Source organism: Pseudomonas sp. Marseille-Q7302 (assembly GCF_965111925.1).
In genome coordinates this window covers 3,791,752-3,810,630 of sequence record NZ_CBCOPK010000001.1, presented here as the reverse complement: position 1 = coordinate 3,810,630, position 18,879 = coordinate 3,791,752, and the positions used below count along the sequence as shown (strand labels likewise).

The window sequence follows — 18,879 nt, the reverse complement described above, 5'->3', positions numbered from 1 at the left end:
GCGCTTTGTCACCGATCAAGAGAAGTACGGATAAAGAAAGGGCTTGGATCGGCAAACCGATGAGGTGATCTGCCTAATCCTGCTCGCCACCCTGGCAGACTAGGGAATGGGCACGAGTAGGTGGAGGTTTGAGCAGGTTGCTGAACGTGCGCAGGGTAGGAGCAGGTATTGCTGGCGCCTGAGGCCCTGCACTGGCCGTAGCGCTGGTAAGAAGGCAAGAAAAACGCCGGCAAGCCGGCGTTCTCCGATCAATCCAGCAGGGTAGCCCAGGACTCGACGTCGTCGGAGCCCCACTTGGCCTTCCACTCTTTCAAGGTCTTGTGATTGCCGCCCTTGGTTTCGATCACTTCGCCATTATGCGGATTCTTGTACTGCTTAACTTTGCGCGCACGCTTGGGGGTGGCAGTGTTGCTGGCCTTGTTGGTGCGAGCCTGACGCGCGGGTTTGGCTTCGGTGTCGAGAATGCCGATGATGTCGCGCAGGGACTTCTGATACTCACCCATCAGCGAACGCAGTTTCTTTTCGAACTCCAGTTCGCGTTGCAGTTTGTCATCCTGTTGCAGCGACTTCAGGCGCTCCTGCAGTTCCTTGATGGCTTCTTCGGTCTGGCGGTATTCATTGATGAGTGACATAAACGGCCTTTGTTCTGAAATGATGCAGAGGTGAAAGTCTGCAGCAATCATAGATTGGCTATCGGGATAAGTAAACGGTCTTGGATATAGGCGTTCATTAGTCATTTGAGTGCGGCATTAATGGATTTGCCAAGTCGCCTGCAACTTTAAACGGAATATCCATGGAACTTGTCAGGTGACGACTGGCCGCTTTCGATTATCCACTGGTCTCCTGGGGCCTGTGTGCGAAGCCCGGCGCCGCTCGACGCTGCCAGCGACTGCGCCTAGAATGCAGCCCCTTTTCGCTCGAGGTTGTGCTATGCAAACGTTTCGTCTGGTGATCGCCTGTCCGGACGGGGTAGGTATCGTGGCCAAGGTCAGCAACTTCCTGGCGACCTATAACGGCTGGATTACCGAAGCGAGTCATCATTCGGATACGGAGAGTGGCTGGTTCTTCATGCGCCATGAGATCCGCGCCGATTCACTGCCCTTCGATCTGGCAGGTTTTCGCCAGGCCTTCGCGCCCATCGCGCGAGAGTTCTCCATGCAGTGGCGGATCACCGACTCGGCCCAGCGCAAGCGCGTGGTGCTCATGGCCAGCCGCGAATCCCACTGCCTGGCGGACCTGCTGCACCGCTGGCACAGCGGCGAGCTGGATTGCGAGATTCCCTGCGTCATCTCCAACCACGACACCCTGCGCAGCATGGTCGAATGGCACGGCATCCCCTTCTTCCATGTGCCGGTCGATCCCGCCAACAAGCAGCCGGCCTTCGACGAGGTCTCGCGGCTGATCGATCTGCACCAGGCGGATACCGTGGTGCTGGCGCGCTACATGCAGATCCTGCCGCCCGATCTCTGCGCCCGCTACGCCCATCAGGTAATCAACATCCACCACAGCTTCCTGCCGTCCTTCGTCGGCGCCAAGCCCTATCACCAGGCCGCGCTGCGGGGCGTGAAGCTGATCGGCGCCACCTGCCACTATGTGACCGAAGAGCTGGATGCCGGCCCGATCATCGAGCAGGACGTGGAGCGTGTCAGCCACAGAGACAATGTCGAGGACATGGTGCGGCTGGGCAAGGACGTCGAGAAGATGGTGCTGTCGCGCGGGCTGAGATACCACCTGCAAGAGCGGGTCATGGTCCATGGCAACAAGACCGTCATCTTCGACTGACCGCGATCTCCAGGCGGCGCCCGGCACTGCGGAGCCGCCGCCGCGCCTGGGCGAAGGCTGCCTCGCCCGCTATGACCTGCAGGCCATGACGGACGAGGACGGCGCGGACTTCAGCGCAGCGGCCGCGCTCTGGCGTCAGCTACAGGCGTCGGCAGGCCACGCGGATGCAGCGCCAGATGACGCGCATTCCAACGGCTCCGCTCAGTCGTCCTGAGCGGTCGCCTCGGTAGCGGTCTTGGCCTTGTGGTCGGCGATCTTGCGCACTTCCGAGGCGAATACCTCGTCCTGCACGGTAGGACGCTTCTTCCAGGGTTTGCGATCGGGTTTGGGCTGAGCGGCGTAGGTGACGATTTCGCCACCGTAGACATCTTGATAGCGCTGGGCCTGGCGTTCCAGTTCAGCGCGCAGTTGATCTTTGGTCACGGGTTCGATCTTGTTCGAGTATCGCGAGGGGCGAGCGGTCGCGAGGAACGCTCGAAGCCGGTGCGCGCTTGGCGCGGCTGCGGAGTCTAGCCGCCGCGACGCCCTTTGCCTATCCCGCTCACGCGAGGATCCGCATCGACAGATCGATCGCCTTGACGTCCTTGGTCAGGGTGCCGATGGAAATGTAGTCGACGCCGGTCTGGGCGATGCCGAGCAGGGTGTCTTCGTTGACGCCCCCGGAGGCCTCCAGCTTGGCCCGGCCGGCGGTCAGGGCCACCGCCGTGCGCATGTCGGCCAGGCTCAGTTCGTCCAGCATGACGATGTCCGCACCCGCGGCCAGGGCCTGTTCCAGTTCCTGCAGATTCTCCACCTCGACCTCCACCGGGCGCCCCGGTGCCAAGTGGCGAGCGGTGGCCACGGCCTGGGCGATGCCGCCACAGGCGGCGATGTGGTTTTCCTTGATCAGGAAGGCGTCGAACAGTCCGATCCGGTGGTTGTAGCAGCCGCCGCAGGTGACCGCGTACTTCTGGGCGCGGCGTAGGCCAGGCAGGGTCTTGCGAGTATCCAGCAGGCGTACGGCCGTGTCCTGTACCAGGTCGGCATAGTGCCGGCAGCGGGTGGCGGTGCCGGACAGCAGCTGCAGGAAGTTGAGGGCGCTGCGCTCGCCGGTGAGCAGGGCCCGCGCCGGCCCCTGGAGTTCGAACAGCACCTGGTCAGGGGCGACCCGGTCACCATCCGCCACCTGCCAGCTGACGGTTACCTGCGGATCCAGGACGCGGAACACCTCGTCGACCCAGGCGCTGCCTGCCACGACCGCCGCTTCTCGGGTGATGACGCGCGCCCGGGCGTGCTGCTGGGCGGGAATCAGGCCCGCCGTGAGATCGCCGCTGCCAACGTCTTCGCGCAGGGCTGCGGCGACGTTTTCAGTGATGACCTGGGCAAGATCGGACAGGGTAGCGCTGGACATTGAGGGACTCCGATAGGGGCTGCAGGAAGCGGACGGGCAACTTTAGGGGAGGTTGACGATCTGAGATAGACAACGTTGAATCATTCGAAGGGCAGGCGCTGGCTGACAGGTGCCTTGTGAACCCGGTCATGTACTGCGCAGATGCCGATTGGTCGATGCCGTTGCAGAGCAAATAATGGCACATCGACAACGTTTCACCTCGCGGCCAGGGCGGCCAACGTTGTTCAATGCTCCTGTAGTGGAACGCGATTCAGCCGAACGCAAGGACGGTTGTGGGAGGCGGTGGTGCAGAACGACGTAAATGTGGTTCATTTCAAGGCGCTCGGGGAATCTTCTTCCCGATTGCCTGCTGTGCTTTTACCGGTCAGGGATCGCGCCGCTCAGCGACTCAACACCTCTTTGCAGCAGCTGTTCGACAATGCCGACGATGCCCTCTTCGAAATGGCCGATCGGGCCGGCAGCAACCAGGAACAAAGCCTCTACTTCGAAGCGATGCGTGATCTGCGTCTGAGACGCAAGAGCATCGAGCGCAGCTTTCTCCAGCAATATTTCGAACGCTTCGCCGCGCTGAACAACCTCGTTGGCAGCAAGCCGGAGATGCGTCTGGACAGCGTCTCCTACGAAGACCTGAGTCTGGTGCAGAACGACGCCCTGGAAGAGAGCGTGGCGGTGGACACCATGGTGGCCAAGGCGCTCAGCAACAACGCCATGGCCATCAGTCACCTGACCATCAGATTCAACACTCAGCTGTCCAGCAAGCTGGATGACGCGACTCATCCCCTGGGGCCGCGCCGCCTGTGCGAGGCCTTCGTCGAGGCCTGCCGCGATCTCGATACCGACATCAAGGTCAAGTTGATCATCTACAAGCTGTTCGAGCGCTTCGTGCTCAATGGCCTTGGTCAGCTGTACGCGGAATCCAATCGGCAACTGGTCGATGCCGGGGTACTGCCCCAGCTCAAGGCCATTCCCCAGCAGGTACCGGGCCGCTCGTCCAAGGGGTACAGCGGGCGCACGCCGGCCCACGTCAACAGCGAAGACGATGGTCAGGAGCTCTTCGGCACCCTGCAGGGCCTGCTGGCCCAGTTGCGATCCCCGGGTAGTGCCACCCTGGGTGGCGGAAGGGCCAGCGACGAGGGCGCCGCGACCGGCGATGGCCAGGTCATCACCAGCTACGACCTCATGCGTCTGCTGTCGCACCTGCAACAGCAGATCTCCAGCCAGTCCCTGGACGGTTACGACCTGAAGGCGCAGTTGGGCGTGGCGCTGGGCCGCATCAGCGAGCGCTCGGGTCGAAAGCGCGTGGTGGGGCAGGTCGACGAAGACGTCATCAATCTGGTGGCGATGCTGTTCGAATTCATTCTCGATGACCTCACCCTGCCGGACTCGCTCAAGGCCCTGATCGCCCGTCTGCAGATTCCCATGCTCAAGGTGGCGGTCCTCGACAAGACCTTTTTCAGCCGTGGCAGCCATCCGGCGCGCCGCCTGCTCAACGAGATCGCCGCGGCCTCCCTGGGCTGGGGTGAACAAAGCGATCTGCAGCGCGACGGTCTCTATCAGAAGATCGAGCAGATCGTGCAGCGCCTGTTGAGCGACTTCGTCGACGATCCGGAAATCTTTGCCGAATTGCTGGCCGACTTCATGGCCTATGTCAGCGATGAACAGCGCCGTAGCGAGCTGCTGGAACAGCGCACCCGTGACGCCGAGGAAGGCCGGGCCCGTGCCGAGATCGCCCGGTTGCAGGTGGAGCACGTGCTGAGTCAGCGCCTGCAGGAGCATCAGTTGCCAGGCGCCGTGCAGCGCGTGTTGCGCGAGGCCTGGAGCCAGGTGCTGTTGCTGACCTGCCTGAAGCAGGGCTACGACTCCAGCGAATGGCGCGCGGCCCTGAAGACCATGGACGATCTGATCTGGAGCATCCAGCCGCACCACGACGTGGCCTCACGGCAGCGGCTGCTGGAAATGGTGCCCGGTCTGCTCAAGGCCTTGCGCGAAGGCCTGGCCAGCGCGGCTTTCGATCCCTTCTCCACCTCTGAATTCTTCACCGAGCTCGAGTCCCTGCACGTACAGACCTTTCAGCAGACGCGCCCCGAGCTGGCGGAAGCGTCGGCGACTCCGGATGTGGTGGCGGCCGCGCCGACGCCGGTCCCTGCCGACGAACCCTTCGAGCTGCCGCGGGCAGGCGAACGGATCGCAGGCCTGACCGCCGAGTCCCTGGAGTGGGTGGATAACCTGTCGGTTGGCGCCTGGCTGGAAATCCTCGACGTCGAGCAGAAGTTGCGCTGCAAGCTGGCCGCGGTCATTCGCCCCATGGGGCGGCTGGTGTTCGTCAATCGCACCGGCATGAAGGTCCTGGATCGCACTCGCGAGGAACTGGCGCTGGATTACCAGGAAGGCCGGGTACGGCTGCTCGACGATGCCCTGCTGTTTGATCGCGCCATGACCTCGGTGATCGGCAACCTGCGTGGTCAGTCGCCGTCCTGAAACCGTTGTGGAATGAAAAAAGCCGTCCCAAGGACGGCTTTTTTTATGCCTGAGTCAGGGGCTCAGTGCAGCTTCAGGCGTGGCTCGGTCTTGCGTCTCAGGTGATCGCCGGCAAACAGCGCCAGGGCCCGCAGCGGGCCATAGAGAGCGACCTGGTGCATCCGGTAGAGCGAGACATAGAAGGTCCGCGCCAGCCAGCCTTCCAGGGTCAGGCTGCCGAGGGCGCCACCCATGAGATTGCCTACCGCGCTGAAGCGCGACAGCGAGATCAGCGAGCCGTAGTCCTTGTAGACATAGTCGGGCAACGGCTTGCCTTCCAGGCGCGCCTTGAAGGTCTTGACCAGCAGCGAGGCCTGCTGGTGGGCGGACTGGGCGCGGGGCGGTACGGTACGGGTGTCGCCCGGGGTGAGGGGGCAGGCCGCGCAGTCGCCAAGGGCGAAGACATCGGGATCGCGAGTGGTCTGCAACGTCGAATTCACCACCAGCTGGTTGATGCGATTGGTCTCGAGGCCAGCCAGGTCCTTGAGAAAGGCCGGTGCGCGGATACCGGCGGCCCAGACCTTGAGACTGGCCGGGACGAATTCGCCAGCGGTCTGCAGGCCGTCGGCCCGGACTTCCTTGACCGCCGAACTGGTCAGCACCCGGACACCGAGTTTTTCCAGCGTCCGCTGCGCCTGGCCGGCGAGGCGCTCCGGCAGGGCCGGCAGGATGCGCGGGCCAGCCTCGACCAGGGTGATGCGCAGGTCTTCGGGGCGGATGCGGTCCATGCCATAGGCCTGCAGCTCTTCGGCGGCATTGCGCAGTTCGGCGGCCAGCTCCACGCCGGTGGCACCGGCACCGACGATGGCCACCTCGATGAATTCACCCGGCTGCTCGCTGACGTGGGCGCGCAGGTAGTGGGTCAGGAGCTTGCGGTGGAAGCGTTCGGCCTGGGCACGGGTGTCGAGGAAGATGCAGTTTTCCGCAGCGCCCGGGGTGCCGAAATCGTTGGTGGTACTGCCGATGGCCAGCACCAGGGAGTCATAGCCGATCTCCCGCTCCGGGACCAGGATGGCGCCGTCGTCCTCGATCGCCGCCAGCTGCACCTTGCGGCGCTCGCGATCCAGGCCGGTCATGCGCCCGAGCTGGAAGTCGAAGTGGTTCCACTTGGCCTGGGCAACGTAGCTCAGCTCGTCCTCGGTGGAGTTGAGCGAGCCGGCGGCCACCTCGTGCAGCAGGGGTTTCCACAGGTGGGTGGCGTTGGCGTCGATCAGCACGATCTGCGCCTGGTTGCGCTTGCCCAGGCTGCGGCCCAGGCGGGTAGCCAGTTCCAGGCCGCCGGCGCCGCCGCCGACGATAACGATACGATGGGTCATGGAGAGCACTCTTGGAGAAGGAAAGCCTTGGCCGGTCCGGGCGCGTCGCCGCAAGCGGGCGCAGTCCCGGGCCGGACGAAATCAGGGGTCGTCGCGCCGTATGGGGATCGTGGTATCTGAAGAGGAAGATGGGCGAGAACTGGTGGTTTTCAAGGGAAACAGCCTGCATCTACCCAGGTGGCGATGTCCGCGGCGACGAGAGGTAGCGCTAGTTTAACCGGGCTGGCCCGGCCATTCGACCCTAGGGAAACTGGGGTCAATCCAGCACCTGTACTCGATCACCCAGGCGGATGATGCCGCTCTCCAGCACCCGGGCGGTGAGTCCGCCATGACCCCGCATGGCCTGGAAGGTACCTGCGCCCAGGCGTTCTTCCAGGCGCGCGCAGGGCTGGCACCAGCCAGTGGTTTCCAGCACCGCCTGGCCGATACGGAAGCGGCGATTCTTCAGGCTGAAGAGATTGATTCCGGCAATGGCCAGGTTGCGTCTGAGATCGGCCGGCGCCACGGGCGTGCCGATCAGGGCCGCGACCACCGGTAGATGCTCCCATTGAATGAGGGTGACCTGGCGCTGGTTGCGTGGGGTAGGTCGGGCATGATCGCCGGTAAGACCCGCATCCCGGCGCGCCTCCACGGCCTCGATCTCGACCATGGGCGCGCGCGAGGCGGGTCGCACACCGATCCAGCGCACCTCGCCGGACTGGGGAACCTGAGCGAGCAGTTCTTTGAGCGGAATCATGGGGCTCCTCGATGCGATGGGTGGTGCCAGCCTGAGCGGTAGGGCAGGATAGCGGCCCTGATAGATCGCTCAAGAGAGGATGCCATGCGCGCAAGAGTTCTGGCGTTGTTGCTGTCGTGTCTGTTGCTGCCGCTGTCCGCGCTGGCGCTCGAGCCGGGCGAACGTGTCTCGCCCTTCACCCTGCTCGACCAGCGGGATCAGCCCTATACCTTCGACGATCAGCTGCAGGTGTTGCTGGTCGCCCGCAGCATGAGTGGCTCCGGGCTGGTAAAGGAAGCCATGCGCGACCAGCCCGCGAACTATATCGACGGCACCCGGGTGGCCTATATCGCCGACATCAGCAGCATGCCGACTGCCATCACCCGGATGTTCGCCGTGCCGGCCATGCGCAAGTACGGCTACCGGGTGCTGCTCGATCGCGAATCGCGCGTCGTGCCACGCTTCCCGGGGGATGCCGACAAGGTACTCTGGGTGACCCTCGACCATGGCCGCTTCGTCAGCCAGCGCGAATTCAGCGACGCCAATGCCCTGCGCGACGCGCTCAAGGCCAAGGCGCGCTGATGGACAGGGTGTTCGTCGATGGCTGGTATCGCGAGGCGCGACTCTGCCCTTCGCCCAACCATAACGAACGACCGCCCGGGACGGAAGTGTCCCTGCTGGTGATCCACAACATCAGCTTGCCGCCCGGGCAGTTCGGCACCGGTTGCGTCCAGGCCTTCTTCCAGAACTGCCTGGATCACTCGGCCCATCCCTTCTTCGCGGAAATCGCCGAGCTGAAGGTGGCTGCCCACTTTCTCATCGAGCGCGACGGGGTGGTGACCCAGTTCGTGTCCTGCGAACAGCGGGCCTGGCACGCCGGGGTGTCCTGCTTCGACGGTCGTGAGAATTGCAATGACTTTTCCCTCGGCATCGAACTGGAAGGCACCGATGAGCTGGCCTACACCGATGCTCAGTACCGTGCCCTGGGGCGGTTGACGAGGGCGTTGCAGCGGACCTATCCGGCGATCACCGCCGAGCGTATCCAGGGCCACAGCGACATTGCGCCGGGGCGCAAGACCGATCCGGGGCCAGCCTTCGACTGGCAGCGCCTGGAGGCCGAGTTGCAGCCTGGCGAGGATTAGGCCGGCGGGTCTGCCTCCCAGCCGAACACCGCGCAGGCATTGCGCGTGGTGGCGGCGGCCAGGGTCTCGGCAGAGACCTGCCACAGCGGCGCCAGGGCGGCGCAGATGGCTGGCAGATGGGTTGGACTGTTGCGCACGTCCGGGTGCATGGCCGGCGGCATATCGGGCGCGTCCGTTTCCAGCACGATGCCATCCAGTGGCAGCTGCGGTAGCACGCGCTGCAGCCGTCTGGCCTGGGGCCAGGTGGGGGCGCCACCCAGGCCGATCTTGAAACCCAGGCGCAGGTATTCACGGGCTTCTTCGTAGCTGCCGGAAAAGGCATGGGCAATGCCGGCGCGTGGCGGCTTGAGGCGTTTCAGAATCTTGACCACATCGGCATGGGCGCGGCGCACGTGCAGCAGCACCGGCAACTCCAGCTCCATGGCCAGGCGCACCTGCTGCTCGAAGAACCAGGCCTGGCGCGGCTTGTCCGGTGTCTCGATGAAATAGTCCAGACCGATCTCGCCGATTGCGCAGAGGCGGGGATCTGGCCGATGGTCCAGGCAGAAGGTCCTGAGCGCCTCGATATCGGCCTCCTGATGGCGGTGCAGGTATAGCGGATGCAGGCCTGGGGCCGCATAGAGGCCGTCATGGGCTGTTGCAACCCTCCAGAGTTGCGGCCACTGGCTGCGCTCGACACCGATCAGTACCTGGCGCACCACGCCGATTCGCGCGCATTCGGCCAGCAGCGCGGGCCGCTCGGCGTCGAAGCCCGGGTAGTCCAGGTGGTTGTGGGTGTCGATCAGCAGGCTCATGACAGGCGGCGTTTGAGAACCCTTGGAATGGCTTGGACACCGGGCAGGTAGTGGTCGTTTTCCAGGGCGTCCAGCATCAGCTCCAAGGCCCGCTCGGTGATGACCTCGTGTTGCTGGGAGATGGCGTTGACCTTGAACGGCAGGTAGTCGAGCAACTGGGTGTCGCCAAAGGTCGCCAGGCGCAAGGTGTTGCCCTCGGCCAGCGGATGATCGCGCAGCACGTCCAGCACGCCTTGCAGCAGCACATAGGAGGTGGCCAGCAGGGCTTCGGGCCAGTGGCCGAGTTCCTCGATCATCGCCTGGGCCTGAGCGCGGCCGCCGTCGCGGCTGTAGTGAGGGGCATGACGCTCCCAGTGGCGCGCCGGGTGATCGGCAAGGGCGGCGGCGAAACCGGCGGCGCGCTCGCGGCTGATGACCAGGTCCGGGCGGGCGCCGATCAGGGCGATGCTGTGGGTGTCCGGGGTCAGCAGGGTGGCCGCCAGCTGGCGGCCGGCGGTGTGGTCGTCGCTGACCACCGAGCAGAACTGCGCGGGATCGAGCTGGCGATCGATGGCGATGATCGGGATGTTGTGTTCCTGCAGCTGTCGGTAGGGCGCGTCGTCCTCGGCCAGGCTACTGGCGGTGAACAGGCCATCGCAGCGACGGGCGCGAAACAGCGCGATGAGCTGGCGTTCGCTGTCGGGATTGTCGTCGGTGCAGGCGATCAGCAACTGATAGCCACGCGCTCGCGCACGTCGCTCCAGCTGTTTGGCCAGACGGGCGTAGCTTGGGTTTTCCAGGTCGGGCAGCAGAAAGCCCAGGGTGTGGGTCGCCCCGCGGCGCAGGCCGGCAGCGCGTTGATCAGGCTGATAGCCGTGGGCCTCGACCACGGCCATGACTCGCGCCACGGTCGCGGCGCTGATGCGCCTTTGCGCTGCCTTGCCATTGATGACATAGCTGGCGGTGGTAAGGGATACGCCGGCCAATTGGGCGATGTCGCTAAGTTTCACGCCTGTTCCTCATCGGACCTGAATCGCCTGTGCTGTACGCCATGAACGAGACGGTCTTTATTGTGTGTTGTGCTTCAAGGATCGGCGATTATCGAGTAACGTTCCAGTCCCATTGGGTGAAACGTTTCAGCTTTCTGTTGTCCGAGGGCTGGCACGAATCTGCCAAGGGCCCTGCCACGCCTCTCCCGACGCGATTGCAGGGCTGAGCGAGCCGGCAAGCATCTATTACAAGAAAGGCACGGCGCCAGGATCGGGCGCGCGGCGCCGGAGGTATCCTTCCATGTTCGAACTCAATGCCCAGCATATCCGCATGGCCCAGCAGGCGCCGGACAAGGCGACCGCCCTGGCCATGCTCGCCGAGTCCCTGGTGACCGATGGCCTGGTCGCCCCGGGTTATCTCGAGGGGCTCAAGGCCCGCGAGGCCCAGGGCTCCACCTACCTCGGCCAGGGTATCGCCATTCCCCACGGTACGCCTCAGACCCGCGACCAGGTGCATGTCACCGGCGTACGGATGATGCAGTTTCCGCACGGGGTGGACTGGGGCGACGGTCAATTGACCTACCTCGCCATCGCCATCGCCGCCAAATCCGACGAACACCTGCGCATCCTGCAGCTGCTGACCCGCGCCCTGGGCGAAAGCGACCTGCAACAGGCCTTGCGCGATGCCCGCGAGCCCCAGCAGATCCTCGATCTGCTGCAGGGCGCGCCTCAGGCGCTGGCGCTGGACGAAGAACTGGTCCAGCTGGCCATCGACGCCGAGGACCTGGAAGACCTGGCCTGGCAGGGTGCGCGCATGCTCAAGCACATGGAATGCGTGGGCGCCGGTTTTGCCGGTGCGTTGCAGGCCAGCCAGCCGCTGCCCCTGGGCGATGGCCTCTGGTGGCTGAACAGCGAAACCGCCGTGAAGCGTCCCGGTCTGGCGTTCGTCACCCCGCTCCAGACCCTGCAACTCGAGGACCAGCCGGTGCGTGGCCTGTTCTGCCTGGCCAGCCTCGGCGAGGGCCATCGCGCACTGCTCGAACGTCTCTGCGATCTGCTCGTCGCCGGCCGTGGTCAGGAACTGGCCCAGGCCACCTCGCGTCGTGCCGTGCTCCAGGCTCTGGGGGGCGAAGTGGCCCCCGACTGGCCCAGCGCCCAGGTGGTGCTGGCCAACGCCCATGGCCTGCATGCCCGTCCGGCCAAGGAGCTGGCGCGTCTGGCCAAGGCCTATGACGGCGAGATCCGCGTGCGCGTCGACGCGGGCGCCCCGGTTTCGGCCAAGAGCCTGTCGCGCCTGCTGGCCCTGGGTGCTCGGCGCGGCCAGACCCTGGAATTCCTGGTCGAACCCGGTACCCCAGCCGAAGCCGCGCTCAACGATCTGATCGGCGCGGTGCAGGCTGGTCTTGGCGAAGAGGTCGAGCCGGTCACCGCCAGCGCCCCGGCAACGGCCGCTGCCGCCCGGGTCACCGCCATCAGCCTGGTGGACCCCTCCGAACAACTGCCGCTGGCCCCGGGCGATCACGCCCAGGCGGTGGCCGCCGCACCGGGTCTGGCCGTGGGGCCAGCCCATGTGGTGGCGCCCCAGCAATTCGACTATCCCGCCACCGGGGAAGGCGCCGCCGCTGAACGGCAGCGGCTGGATACCGCCCTGGCCGTGGTGCGCACCGATATTGAAGCGCTTATCGCGCGCAGCGAGGCCAGTGCCCTGCGCGAGATCTTCCTGACCCACCTGGAGATGCTGGAAGACCCGGACCTGCAGCAGGGCATCACGGCCCGGCTCAAGGCCAACGCCAGCGCCGCGGCTGCCTGGGATGCCCAGATCGAAGCGGCGGCCAGCCAGCAGGAGGCCTTGCACGATCGGCTGCTCGCCGAACGCGCCGCCGATCTGCGCGACGTTGGTCGCCGGGTGCTGGCCCAGCTGTGTGGCGTCGAATCCGCCCGCGAACCCGAAGAACCCTATGTGCTGGTGATGGACGAGGTCGGCCCGGGCGATGTCGCCCGACTGGATCGCGAGCGCGTCTGCGGCATCCTCACCGCCCGCGGCGGCGCCAGCTCCCACAGCGCCATCGTCGCCCGCGCCCTGGGCATTCCGGCCATCGTCGGCGCTGGGCGCCGCGTGCTGGATCTGGCGCCACGCAGCGTGCTGCTGCTGGATGGCGACAAGGGCACCCTGGAAATCGCTCCGGATGCCAGTCGTATCGAAGCCGTGCAGCGTGAGCGCGAGGTCCAGGCCGAGCGCCGTCGCGCCGCCGAGGCCCGCCGTTTCGAAAGCGCCACCACCCGCGACGGCCATCAGGTCGAGATCGCCGTGAACCTGGGCGACACCGCCCAGGCCGCCGCCGCGGTGGAGCAGGGCGCCGAAGCCGTCGGCCTGCTGCGTACCGAGCTGGTGTTCATGAGCCATGACGCTGCGCCCGATGAGGCGACCCAGGAGCAGGAATACCGCCGCGCGCTGGATGGTCTCGCCGGCAAGCCGCTGGTGGTCCGTACCCTGGACGTCGGCGGCGACAAGCCGCTGCCCTATCTGCCGTTGCCGCCGGAAGAGAATCCCTTCCTCGGCATTCGCGGCATCCGCCTGACCCTGCGCCGCCCGGAACTGCTGGAAACCCAGCTGCGCGCCCTGCTCAAGGCCGCCGATGGTCGGCCGCTGCGGATCATGTTCCCCATGATCGGGCGGGTGGAGGAGTGGCGCCAGGCGCGCGACGTGCTCGACCGCCTGCGCCAGGAGATCCCCACCACCGATCTGCAGGTCGGCATCATGATCGAGGTGCCCTCGGCCGCGCTGCTGGCGCCGGTGCTGGCTCCGGAAGTGGACTTCTTCAGCGTCGGTACCAATGACCTGACGCAATACACCCTGGCCATCGATCGCGGCCACCCGCTGCTGTCCGGCGAGGCCGATGGCCTGCACCCCAGCGTGCTGCGCCTGATCGACATGACGGTGCGCGCCGCCCATGCCCACGGCAAGTGGGTGGGCGTCTGCGGCGAGCTGGCGGCCGATCCCCTGGCGGTGCCGGTCCTGGTCGGCCTGGGCGTGGACGAGCTGTCGGTCTCGGCGCGTAGTGTGCCGCTGGTCAAGGCCCGGGTGCGTGAACTGGAACTGCGCCTGGTGCAGTCCTGCGCTGCGCGAGCCCTGGAACTGGCCACCGCCGACGAAGTCCGGCAAAGCGTGGAGGCCCTGCGATGAGCCGCATCCTCACCCTGACCCTCAACCCGGCGCTGGACCTCACCGTGCAGTTGCCGGCGCTCAAGCCTGGCGCGGTGAATCGCAGCGAGGCGGTGATCGTCCATGCCGCCGGCAAGGGCATCAACGTCGCCCAGGTGCTGGCCGATCTCGGCCACGAACTGACGGTGAGCGGCTTTCTCGGTGCCGACAACGCCGGCGCCTTCGAGGCCCTGTTCGCCCGTCGCGGTTTCACCGACGCCTTTGTCCGGGTGCCCGGCGAGACCCGCAGCAACCTCAAGCTGGCCGAGGCGGCTGGCCGCATCACCGACATCAACGGGCCTGGCCCGGAGGTGTCCGCTGCCGCCCAGCAGGAATTGCTGGAAACCCTGGATCGCCTGGCCCCCGGCCATGACGCCGTGGTGCTGGCGGGCAGCCTGCCGCGCGGGGTGACCCCCGAGTGGCTGGCCGCCCTGGTCGGGCGCCTCAAGTCGCTGGGCCTGCCGGTGGCGCTGGATACCAGTGGCGCCGCCTTGCGTGCCGCCCTGGCCGCCGGCCCCTGGCTGATCAAGCCTAATACCGAAGAGCTGGCCGAAGCCTGTGGTGCCCCGGCCGAGACCGCTACCGAGCAGGCGCTGCTGGTCGAACAGCTGCGCGCCTTGGGCATCGAGCACCTGGTGATCTCCCAGGGCGCCGACGGCGTGCGCTGGTATGGCGCCCAGACCCTGGAGGCGCAGCCGCCCACCGTCACCGTGGCCAGCACCGTTGGCGCAGGGGATTCCCTGCTGGCCGGCATGCTGCACGGCCTGCTCACTGGCCAGTCGCCGGAACGCACCCTGACCACGGCCACCGCCATCGCGGCCCTGGCGGTCACCCAGATCGGCTTCGGCATTAACGATCCCGCGCAACTCGCCATCTTTGAAGAGCAGGTGCAGGTGCGTGTCCTTCCCGACTTTCCGTTAGAACAAGAATCAGGGGTAACCCCATGAACATCGCTATCGTCACGACCTGCCCGACCGGCATGGTCACCAGCGTGCTCAGCGCACGTCTGCTGGACGCCGCCGCCCAGCGCCGCGGCTGGACCACCAGCGTCGAGATCCACGACGGCCCCGAGGCCACCCTGCTGACCGACGACCAGGTGGCCCGCGCCGAACTGGTGGTGGTGGTCCACACCGGCGCAGTCGATCTGTCGCGCTTCGTCGGCAAGCGCGTCTACCGCGCCGCCCCGGCAGAGGCCCTGCGCGACGTCGATGCCTTCCTGCAACGTGCCACCAGCGAAGCCAAGGTGCTGGAGCAGGCACCAGCCGCCACTGGCGCTGCGCCGAGCGCGTCGGCCACTGCCAGCGAGACGCCACGGCTGGTGGCCATCACCGCCTGCCCGACCGGGGTCGCCCATACCTTTATGGCCGCCGAGGCGCTGCAGAACGCGGCCAAGAAGCTTGGTTATCGCCTGCATCTGGAAACCCAGGGCTCGGTGGGGGCGCGCAATCCGCTGCCGGCCGAGGCCATCCGCGAGGCCGACGTGGTGCTGCTGGCCACCGACATCGAGGTCAACGTCGAGCGCTTCGCCGGCAAGCGCGTCTATCGCTGTGGGACTGGTGTGGCGCTCAAGCAACCCGAGGCGACCATCAAGAAGGCCCTGGCCGAAGGCGAGACCCTGGCCGGCAGCGCCGCGCCGGCAGCGGGCGACGGCGCCAAGCCCGCGAAGAAAGAGAGTGCGGGTGTCTACAAGCACCTGCTCACCGGGGTGTCCTACATGTTGCCGATGGTGGTGGCGGGCGGTCTGCTGATCGCGCTGTCCTTTGTCTTCGGCATCGAGGCCTTCAAGGAGCAGGGCACCCTGGCGGCGGCCCTGATGCAGATCGGTGGCGACTCGGCCTTCAAGCTGATGGTACCGGTACTGGCCGGTTACATCGCCTATTCCATCGCCGACCGCCCGGGACTTGCACCCGGCATGATCGGCGGCTGGTTGGCGGCCAGTCTGGGCAGCGGCTTCATTGGCGGCATCATCGCCGGCTTCCTGGCCGGCTACGTGGCCAAGGCCATCGCCCAGCACGTTCGCCTGCCCGCCAGCGTCGAGGCGCTCAAGCCGATCCTGATCATCCCGCTGTTCGCCAGCCTCATCGTCGGCCTGGTGATGATCTATCTGGTCGGCACCCCGGTGGCCGGCGCCCTGAGTCGTCTCACCGACTTCCTCAACAACCTGGGCACCAGCAACGCCGTGCTGCTCGGCCTGATCCTCGGCGCCATGATGTGCATCGACTTCGGTGGCCCGATCAACAAGGCTGCCTACGCCTTTACCGTCGGCCTGCTGGCGTCCAAGACCTACGGGCCTATGGCCGCCACCATGGCTGCTGGCATGGTGCCGCCCATCGGCATGGGCATCGCCACCCTGCTGGCGCGGCACAAGTTCGCCCAGAGCGAGCGCGAGGCGGGCAAGGCAGCCTCGGTGCTGGGCCTGTGCTTCATCTCCGAAGGCGCGATTCCTTTCGCCGCCAAGGACCCGCTGCGGGTGATCCCGGCCAGCGTGATCGGCGGGGCCCTTACCGGCGCCCTGGTGATGCTGTTCAACTGCAAGCTGATGGCGCCGCACGGTGGCCTCTTCGTGCTGCTGATCCCCAATGCCATCAGCCATGCCTGGCTGTATCTGGCGGCCATCGCGGCCGGCAGTCTGGTGACCGGCGTCATCTACGCGGTGCTAAAGCGTCACGAAGCGGCAACGGAGCTGGTACCTGCCGCCTGATCCAGGCGCTGGTAATACCGCGGTAACAAGAGGTTACACTGGGAGGCTTCCGCCTCCTGGTGCCCTCGTTTCCATGTCCGATCCCGTCTTTCCCGATACCGATCCCGAAGTCGCCGCCCGGCGTCGGTTGCATCTGCTGCGCCATCGCCGACGGCGTCGGCTGCGCCAGTGGCGCCAGCGCATCGCTTTCTGGGTCGGCGCGGTGCTGGTGGGTCTGGCCGGTCTGGCCTTCGCCTGGCTGGCCGATGCCTCCTTCGGCCTCTTTCAGAAGATGTTGCAGCACAGTGCGATCTGGCCCTGGTTGGTGACACCCCTGGGTTTTGCGCTGCTGGTCTGGCTGACGCAAGGCGCGCTGCGCGATGCCCGCGGCAGCGGCATTCCCCAGGTCATCGCCACCCTCGAACGACCCGAAGCGGACCTGCGTGCGCGCCTGCTGGCGCCGCCCATCGCCCTCGCCAAGCTGCTGCTTACCGCCGGTGCCCTGCTGGTGGGCGGCTCGGTGGGGCGTGAAGGGCCCACCGTTCATGTCGGCGCGGCCCTGCTCTATGGCTTCGGCAAGCGCCTCGGGTTGCACGGGCGCAGAACCCTGTCCGGACTGATCCTCGCCGGCGGCGCCGCCGGAATCGCCGCGGCCTTCAACACGCCCCTGGGCGGGGTGGTCTTCGCCATCGAGGAGCTGACTCACACCTTCGAGCAGCGTTTCAGCGGCCTGGTGCTCACCGCCGTACTGCTCGGCGGCATCGTCACCCTGGGTATCGTCGGCCCCTACAGCTACCTCGGCGCCCTGGATCTGCGCCTGACCTGGGGATTGGGCTGGATCGGGGTAGCCGTCATCGGGGTCGTCGGTGGACTGCTGGGTGGCTGCTACGGTCGCCTGGTGCTGCCCACCGACCAGGGCTGGCTCGGTCGCCTCAACGCCCTGCGTGGTCGGCGCCCGGTCGCCTTCGCCGCAGGCTGCGGGCTGGTGTTGGCGGCCCTGGGGCTGATCTCCGGTCAGCATGTGTTCGGTACCGGCTATGCCGAGACCCATGCCATCCTGGCCGGCGAACCCGTGACCGGGGGCGACTTCCTGCTATGGAAATTCCTCGCCAACGTCGTTTCCTATCTGGCCGGGGTGCCGGGTGGCCTGTTCTCGCCCTCGCTAGCGGTCGGTGCGGCCCTGGGGCCCTGGCTGGTCGACTGGCTGCCCGGTATCAGCCTGGCGCAATGCGCCCTGCTGGGGGTGGCCGCCTATCTCGCCGGCGTCACCCGCACGCCGCTGACCGCCACCGTCATCACCCTGGAGCTGGCCCATAGCCCGGACATGGCGTTGCCGGTGCTGGCGGCCTGCCTGCTGGCCGCTGCCGTTTCCGGCTGGCTGATGCCGGTGCCGCTCTACCATGCGCTGTCGCAGCAGGTGCTCAATGCCCTCACGCCCCGGCGGAACTAGGCCCTAGCGCCCGCCACCGATGTCCAGCAGCGCGCCGGTGGTGTAGGAGGCCTCGTCCGACAGCAGCCAGAGGATGCCGGCCGCGATCTCTTCGGCCTCACCCGCGCGGCCCAGCGGAGTAGTCACGCCCAGGCGCTCGGCGCGTCCCGGCTGGCCGCCACTGGCGTGGATGTCGGTGAGGGTGACGCCCGGTCGCACGGCATTGACGCGCACCCCGTGGGGCCCGAGTTCCTTGGCCAGGCCAAGGGTCAGGGTATCCAGCGCCGCCTTGCTGGCAGCGTAGTCGACATATTCGTTGGGCGAGCCCAGGCGCGCGGCGATGGACGAGACGTTGACGATGGCGCCACCGCGACCGCCCCGTTCGCGGGAAAGGTGGCGGGCCGCCTCGCGGGCGCAGAGAAAGGCACCATAGACGTTGACCTCGAACATCCGCCGCAACCGCTCGGCGCTCATCTCCACCAGCGGCTGCGAGCGGTCGACGATACCGGCGTTGTTGACGAAGCCGTCCAGCCCGCTAAAGCGCGCCACCGTGCGCTCGAACAGTGCCAGCACCTCGGCTTCATCGGCGACGTCTGCACGCACGGCCAACCCTTCCGCACCCTGGGCTTCGATCTCGGCCAGGGTGGCCTGGGCCGCGGCCTCATCCTGACGATAGTTGAAGGCGACATTCCAGCCGCGGGCGGCGGCGCCAATGGCCGTGGCACGGCCGATACCGCGACTCGCGCCGGTGATGAGCAGGGTCTTGCGCATGATGGAAACCTCGGTCTAGAGAGAGGAGAGGGGTAACGTCTAACCGTCTGATGGGTCGAAAAAAGCTTGGACGTCCCCTTCGTTTCGCCTAAAAGTAAGGCGAACGGCACGCGCCGCATTATCCGCGGCCACTTCGCGATCTGATTCCCAGGCTTGTCTGAAAAGTCACCGAG

Annotated in this window: 17 protein-coding genes; 9 read left to right on the top strand and 8 right to left on the bottom strand. The window is 66.4% G+C overall.

Annotated features, from left to right (window positions below; all coding sequences use genetic code 11):
- Positions 1 to 248 precede the first annotated feature (248 nt).
- Complete coding sequence (mvaT, locus tag ACWPW1_RS17750) at positions 249 to 632, bottom strand: histone-like nucleoid-structuring protein MvaT (RefSeq protein WP_059315949.1); 384 nt, start codon at positions 630 to 632, stop codon at positions 249 to 251.
- Between the two features lie 298 nt (positions 633 to 930).
- Here mvaT and purU point away from each other — a divergent pair, with 298 nt between their 5' ends.
- Both purU and ACWPW1_RS17740 read left to right on the top strand, forming a co-directional pair.
- Positions 931 to 1,782 (top strand): formyltetrahydrofolate deformylase, encoded by an 852-nt coding sequence (gene purU, locus ACWPW1_RS17745; protein ID WP_059315948.1) that lies wholly within the window; start codon positions 931 to 933, stop codon positions 1,780 to 1,782.
- Complete coding sequence (locus tag ACWPW1_RS17740; protein ID WP_454253577.1) at positions 1,754 to 1,996, top strand: hypothetical protein; 243 nt, start codon at positions 1,754 to 1,756, stop codon at positions 1,994 to 1,996. Before purU ends, ACWPW1_RS17740 begins: the two co-directional genes overlap by 29 nt.
- Here the strand turns inward: ACWPW1_RS17740 and ACWPW1_RS17735 are convergent.
- Both ACWPW1_RS17735 and nadC read right to left on the bottom strand, forming a co-directional pair.
- Positions 1,984 to 2,205 (bottom strand): hypothetical protein, encoded by a 222-nt coding sequence (locus tag ACWPW1_RS17735; RefSeq protein WP_454253576.1) that lies wholly within the window; start codon positions 2,203 to 2,205, stop codon positions 1,984 to 1,986. The two genes, ACWPW1_RS17740 and ACWPW1_RS17735, sit on opposite strands and share 13 nt — an antisense overlap.
- A 118-nt stretch (positions 2,206 to 2,323) precedes the next feature.
- Complete coding sequence (nadC, locus tag ACWPW1_RS17730) at positions 2,324 to 3,172, bottom strand: carboxylating nicotinate-nucleotide diphosphorylase (RefSeq protein ID WP_454253575.1); 849 nt, start codon at positions 3,170 to 3,172, stop codon at positions 2,324 to 2,326.
- Between the two features lie 285 nt (positions 3,173 to 3,457).
- On the opposite strand from nadC, the gene ACWPW1_RS17725 reads away from it, so the two are divergent.
- The gene (locus ACWPW1_RS17725; RefSeq protein ID WP_434774887.1) at positions 3,458 to 5,650 is read left to right on the top strand and encodes a DUF1631 domain-containing protein; all 2,193 of its coding nucleotides are present in this window, start codon (positions 3,458 to 3,460) and stop codon (positions 5,648 to 5,650) included.
- Between the two features lie 62 nt (positions 5,651 to 5,712).
- On the opposite strand, the gene ACWPW1_RS17720 is transcribed toward ACWPW1_RS17725, so the two are convergent.
- On the bottom strand, positions 5,713 to 7,005 hold the full coding sequence (locus ACWPW1_RS17720; protein WP_313648064.1) for an NAD(P)/FAD-dependent oxidoreductase: 1,293 nt from the start codon (positions 7,003 to 7,005) through the stop codon (positions 5,713 to 5,715).
- A gap of 256 nt (positions 7,006 to 7,261) precedes the next feature.
- Complete coding sequence (locus ACWPW1_RS17715) at positions 7,262 to 7,741, bottom strand: MOSC domain-containing protein (RefSeq protein WP_068383365.1); 480 nt, start codon at positions 7,739 to 7,741, stop codon at positions 7,262 to 7,264.
- 84 nt (positions 7,742 to 7,825) lie between these two features.
- On the opposite strand from ACWPW1_RS17715, the gene ACWPW1_RS17710 reads away from it, so the two are divergent.
- On the top strand, positions 7,826 to 8,302 hold the full coding sequence (locus ACWPW1_RS17710) for an FAD/FMN-containing dehydrogenase (RefSeq protein ID WP_313648063.1): 477 nt from the start codon (positions 7,826 to 7,828) through the stop codon (positions 8,300 to 8,302).
- Positions 8,302 to 8,862: a 1,6-anhydro-N-acetylmuramyl-L-alanine amidase AmpD gene (ampD, locus tag ACWPW1_RS17705; RefSeq protein ID WP_059315942.1), complete on the top strand. Its 561-nt coding sequence runs from the start codon at positions 8,302 to 8,304 to the stop codon at positions 8,860 to 8,862. The genes ACWPW1_RS17710 and ampD overlap by 1 nt, the downstream gene beginning before the upstream one ends.
- Here the strand turns inward: ampD and ACWPW1_RS17700 are convergent.
- Complete coding sequence (locus ACWPW1_RS17700) at positions 8,859 to 9,656, bottom strand: TatD family hydrolase (RefSeq protein ID WP_059315941.1); 798 nt, start codon at positions 9,654 to 9,656, stop codon at positions 8,859 to 8,861. The genes ampD and ACWPW1_RS17700 overlap by 4 nt on opposite strands.
- Entirely contained in the window at positions 9,653 to 10,645 is a 993-nt protein-coding gene (gene cra, locus ACWPW1_RS17695; RefSeq protein ID WP_454253574.1) for a catabolite repressor/activator, read from the bottom strand. Before cra ends, ACWPW1_RS17700 begins: the two co-directional genes overlap by 4 nt.
- A 280-nt stretch (positions 10,646 to 10,925) precedes the next feature.
- Here cra and ptsP point away from each other — a divergent pair, with 280 nt between their 5' ends.
- The 4 genes from ptsP to ACWPW1_RS17675 all read left to right on the top strand — a co-directional run bounded on the left by ptsP (position 10,926) and on the right by ACWPW1_RS17675 (position 17,956).
- Complete coding sequence (gene ptsP / locus ACWPW1_RS17690; RefSeq protein WP_454253573.1) at positions 10,926 to 13,808, top strand: phosphoenolpyruvate--protein phosphotransferase; 2,883 nt, start codon at positions 10,926 to 10,928, stop codon at positions 13,806 to 13,808.
- Positions 13,805 to 14,773, top strand: a complete 969-nt coding sequence (pfkB, locus tag ACWPW1_RS17685; protein WP_454253572.1) for a 1-phosphofructokinase — start codon at positions 13,805 to 13,807, stop codon at positions 14,771 to 14,773. Before ptsP ends, pfkB begins: the two co-directional genes overlap by 4 nt.
- On the top strand, positions 14,770 to 16,527 hold the full coding sequence (locus ACWPW1_RS17680; protein ID WP_454253571.1) for a PTS fructose-like transporter subunit IIB: 1,758 nt from the start codon (positions 14,770 to 14,772) through the stop codon (positions 16,525 to 16,527). The genes pfkB and ACWPW1_RS17680 overlap by 4 nt, the downstream gene beginning before the upstream one ends.
- A 73-nt stretch (positions 16,528 to 16,600) precedes the next feature.
- A complete protein-coding gene (locus tag ACWPW1_RS17675) occupies positions 16,601 to 17,956 on the top strand; it encodes a chloride channel protein (RefSeq protein WP_059315936.1) in 1,356 nt (451 codons plus the stop codon).
- Positions 17,957 to 17,959: 3 nt separating this feature from the next.
- Here the strand turns inward: ACWPW1_RS17675 and ACWPW1_RS17670 are convergent, their stop codons facing one another.
- Positions 17,960 to 18,706 (bottom strand): SDR family oxidoreductase, encoded by a 747-nt coding sequence (locus ACWPW1_RS17670; protein ID WP_454253570.1) that lies wholly within the window; start codon positions 18,704 to 18,706, stop codon positions 17,960 to 17,962.
- Between the last annotated feature and the right edge of the window lie 173 nt (positions 18,707 to 18,879).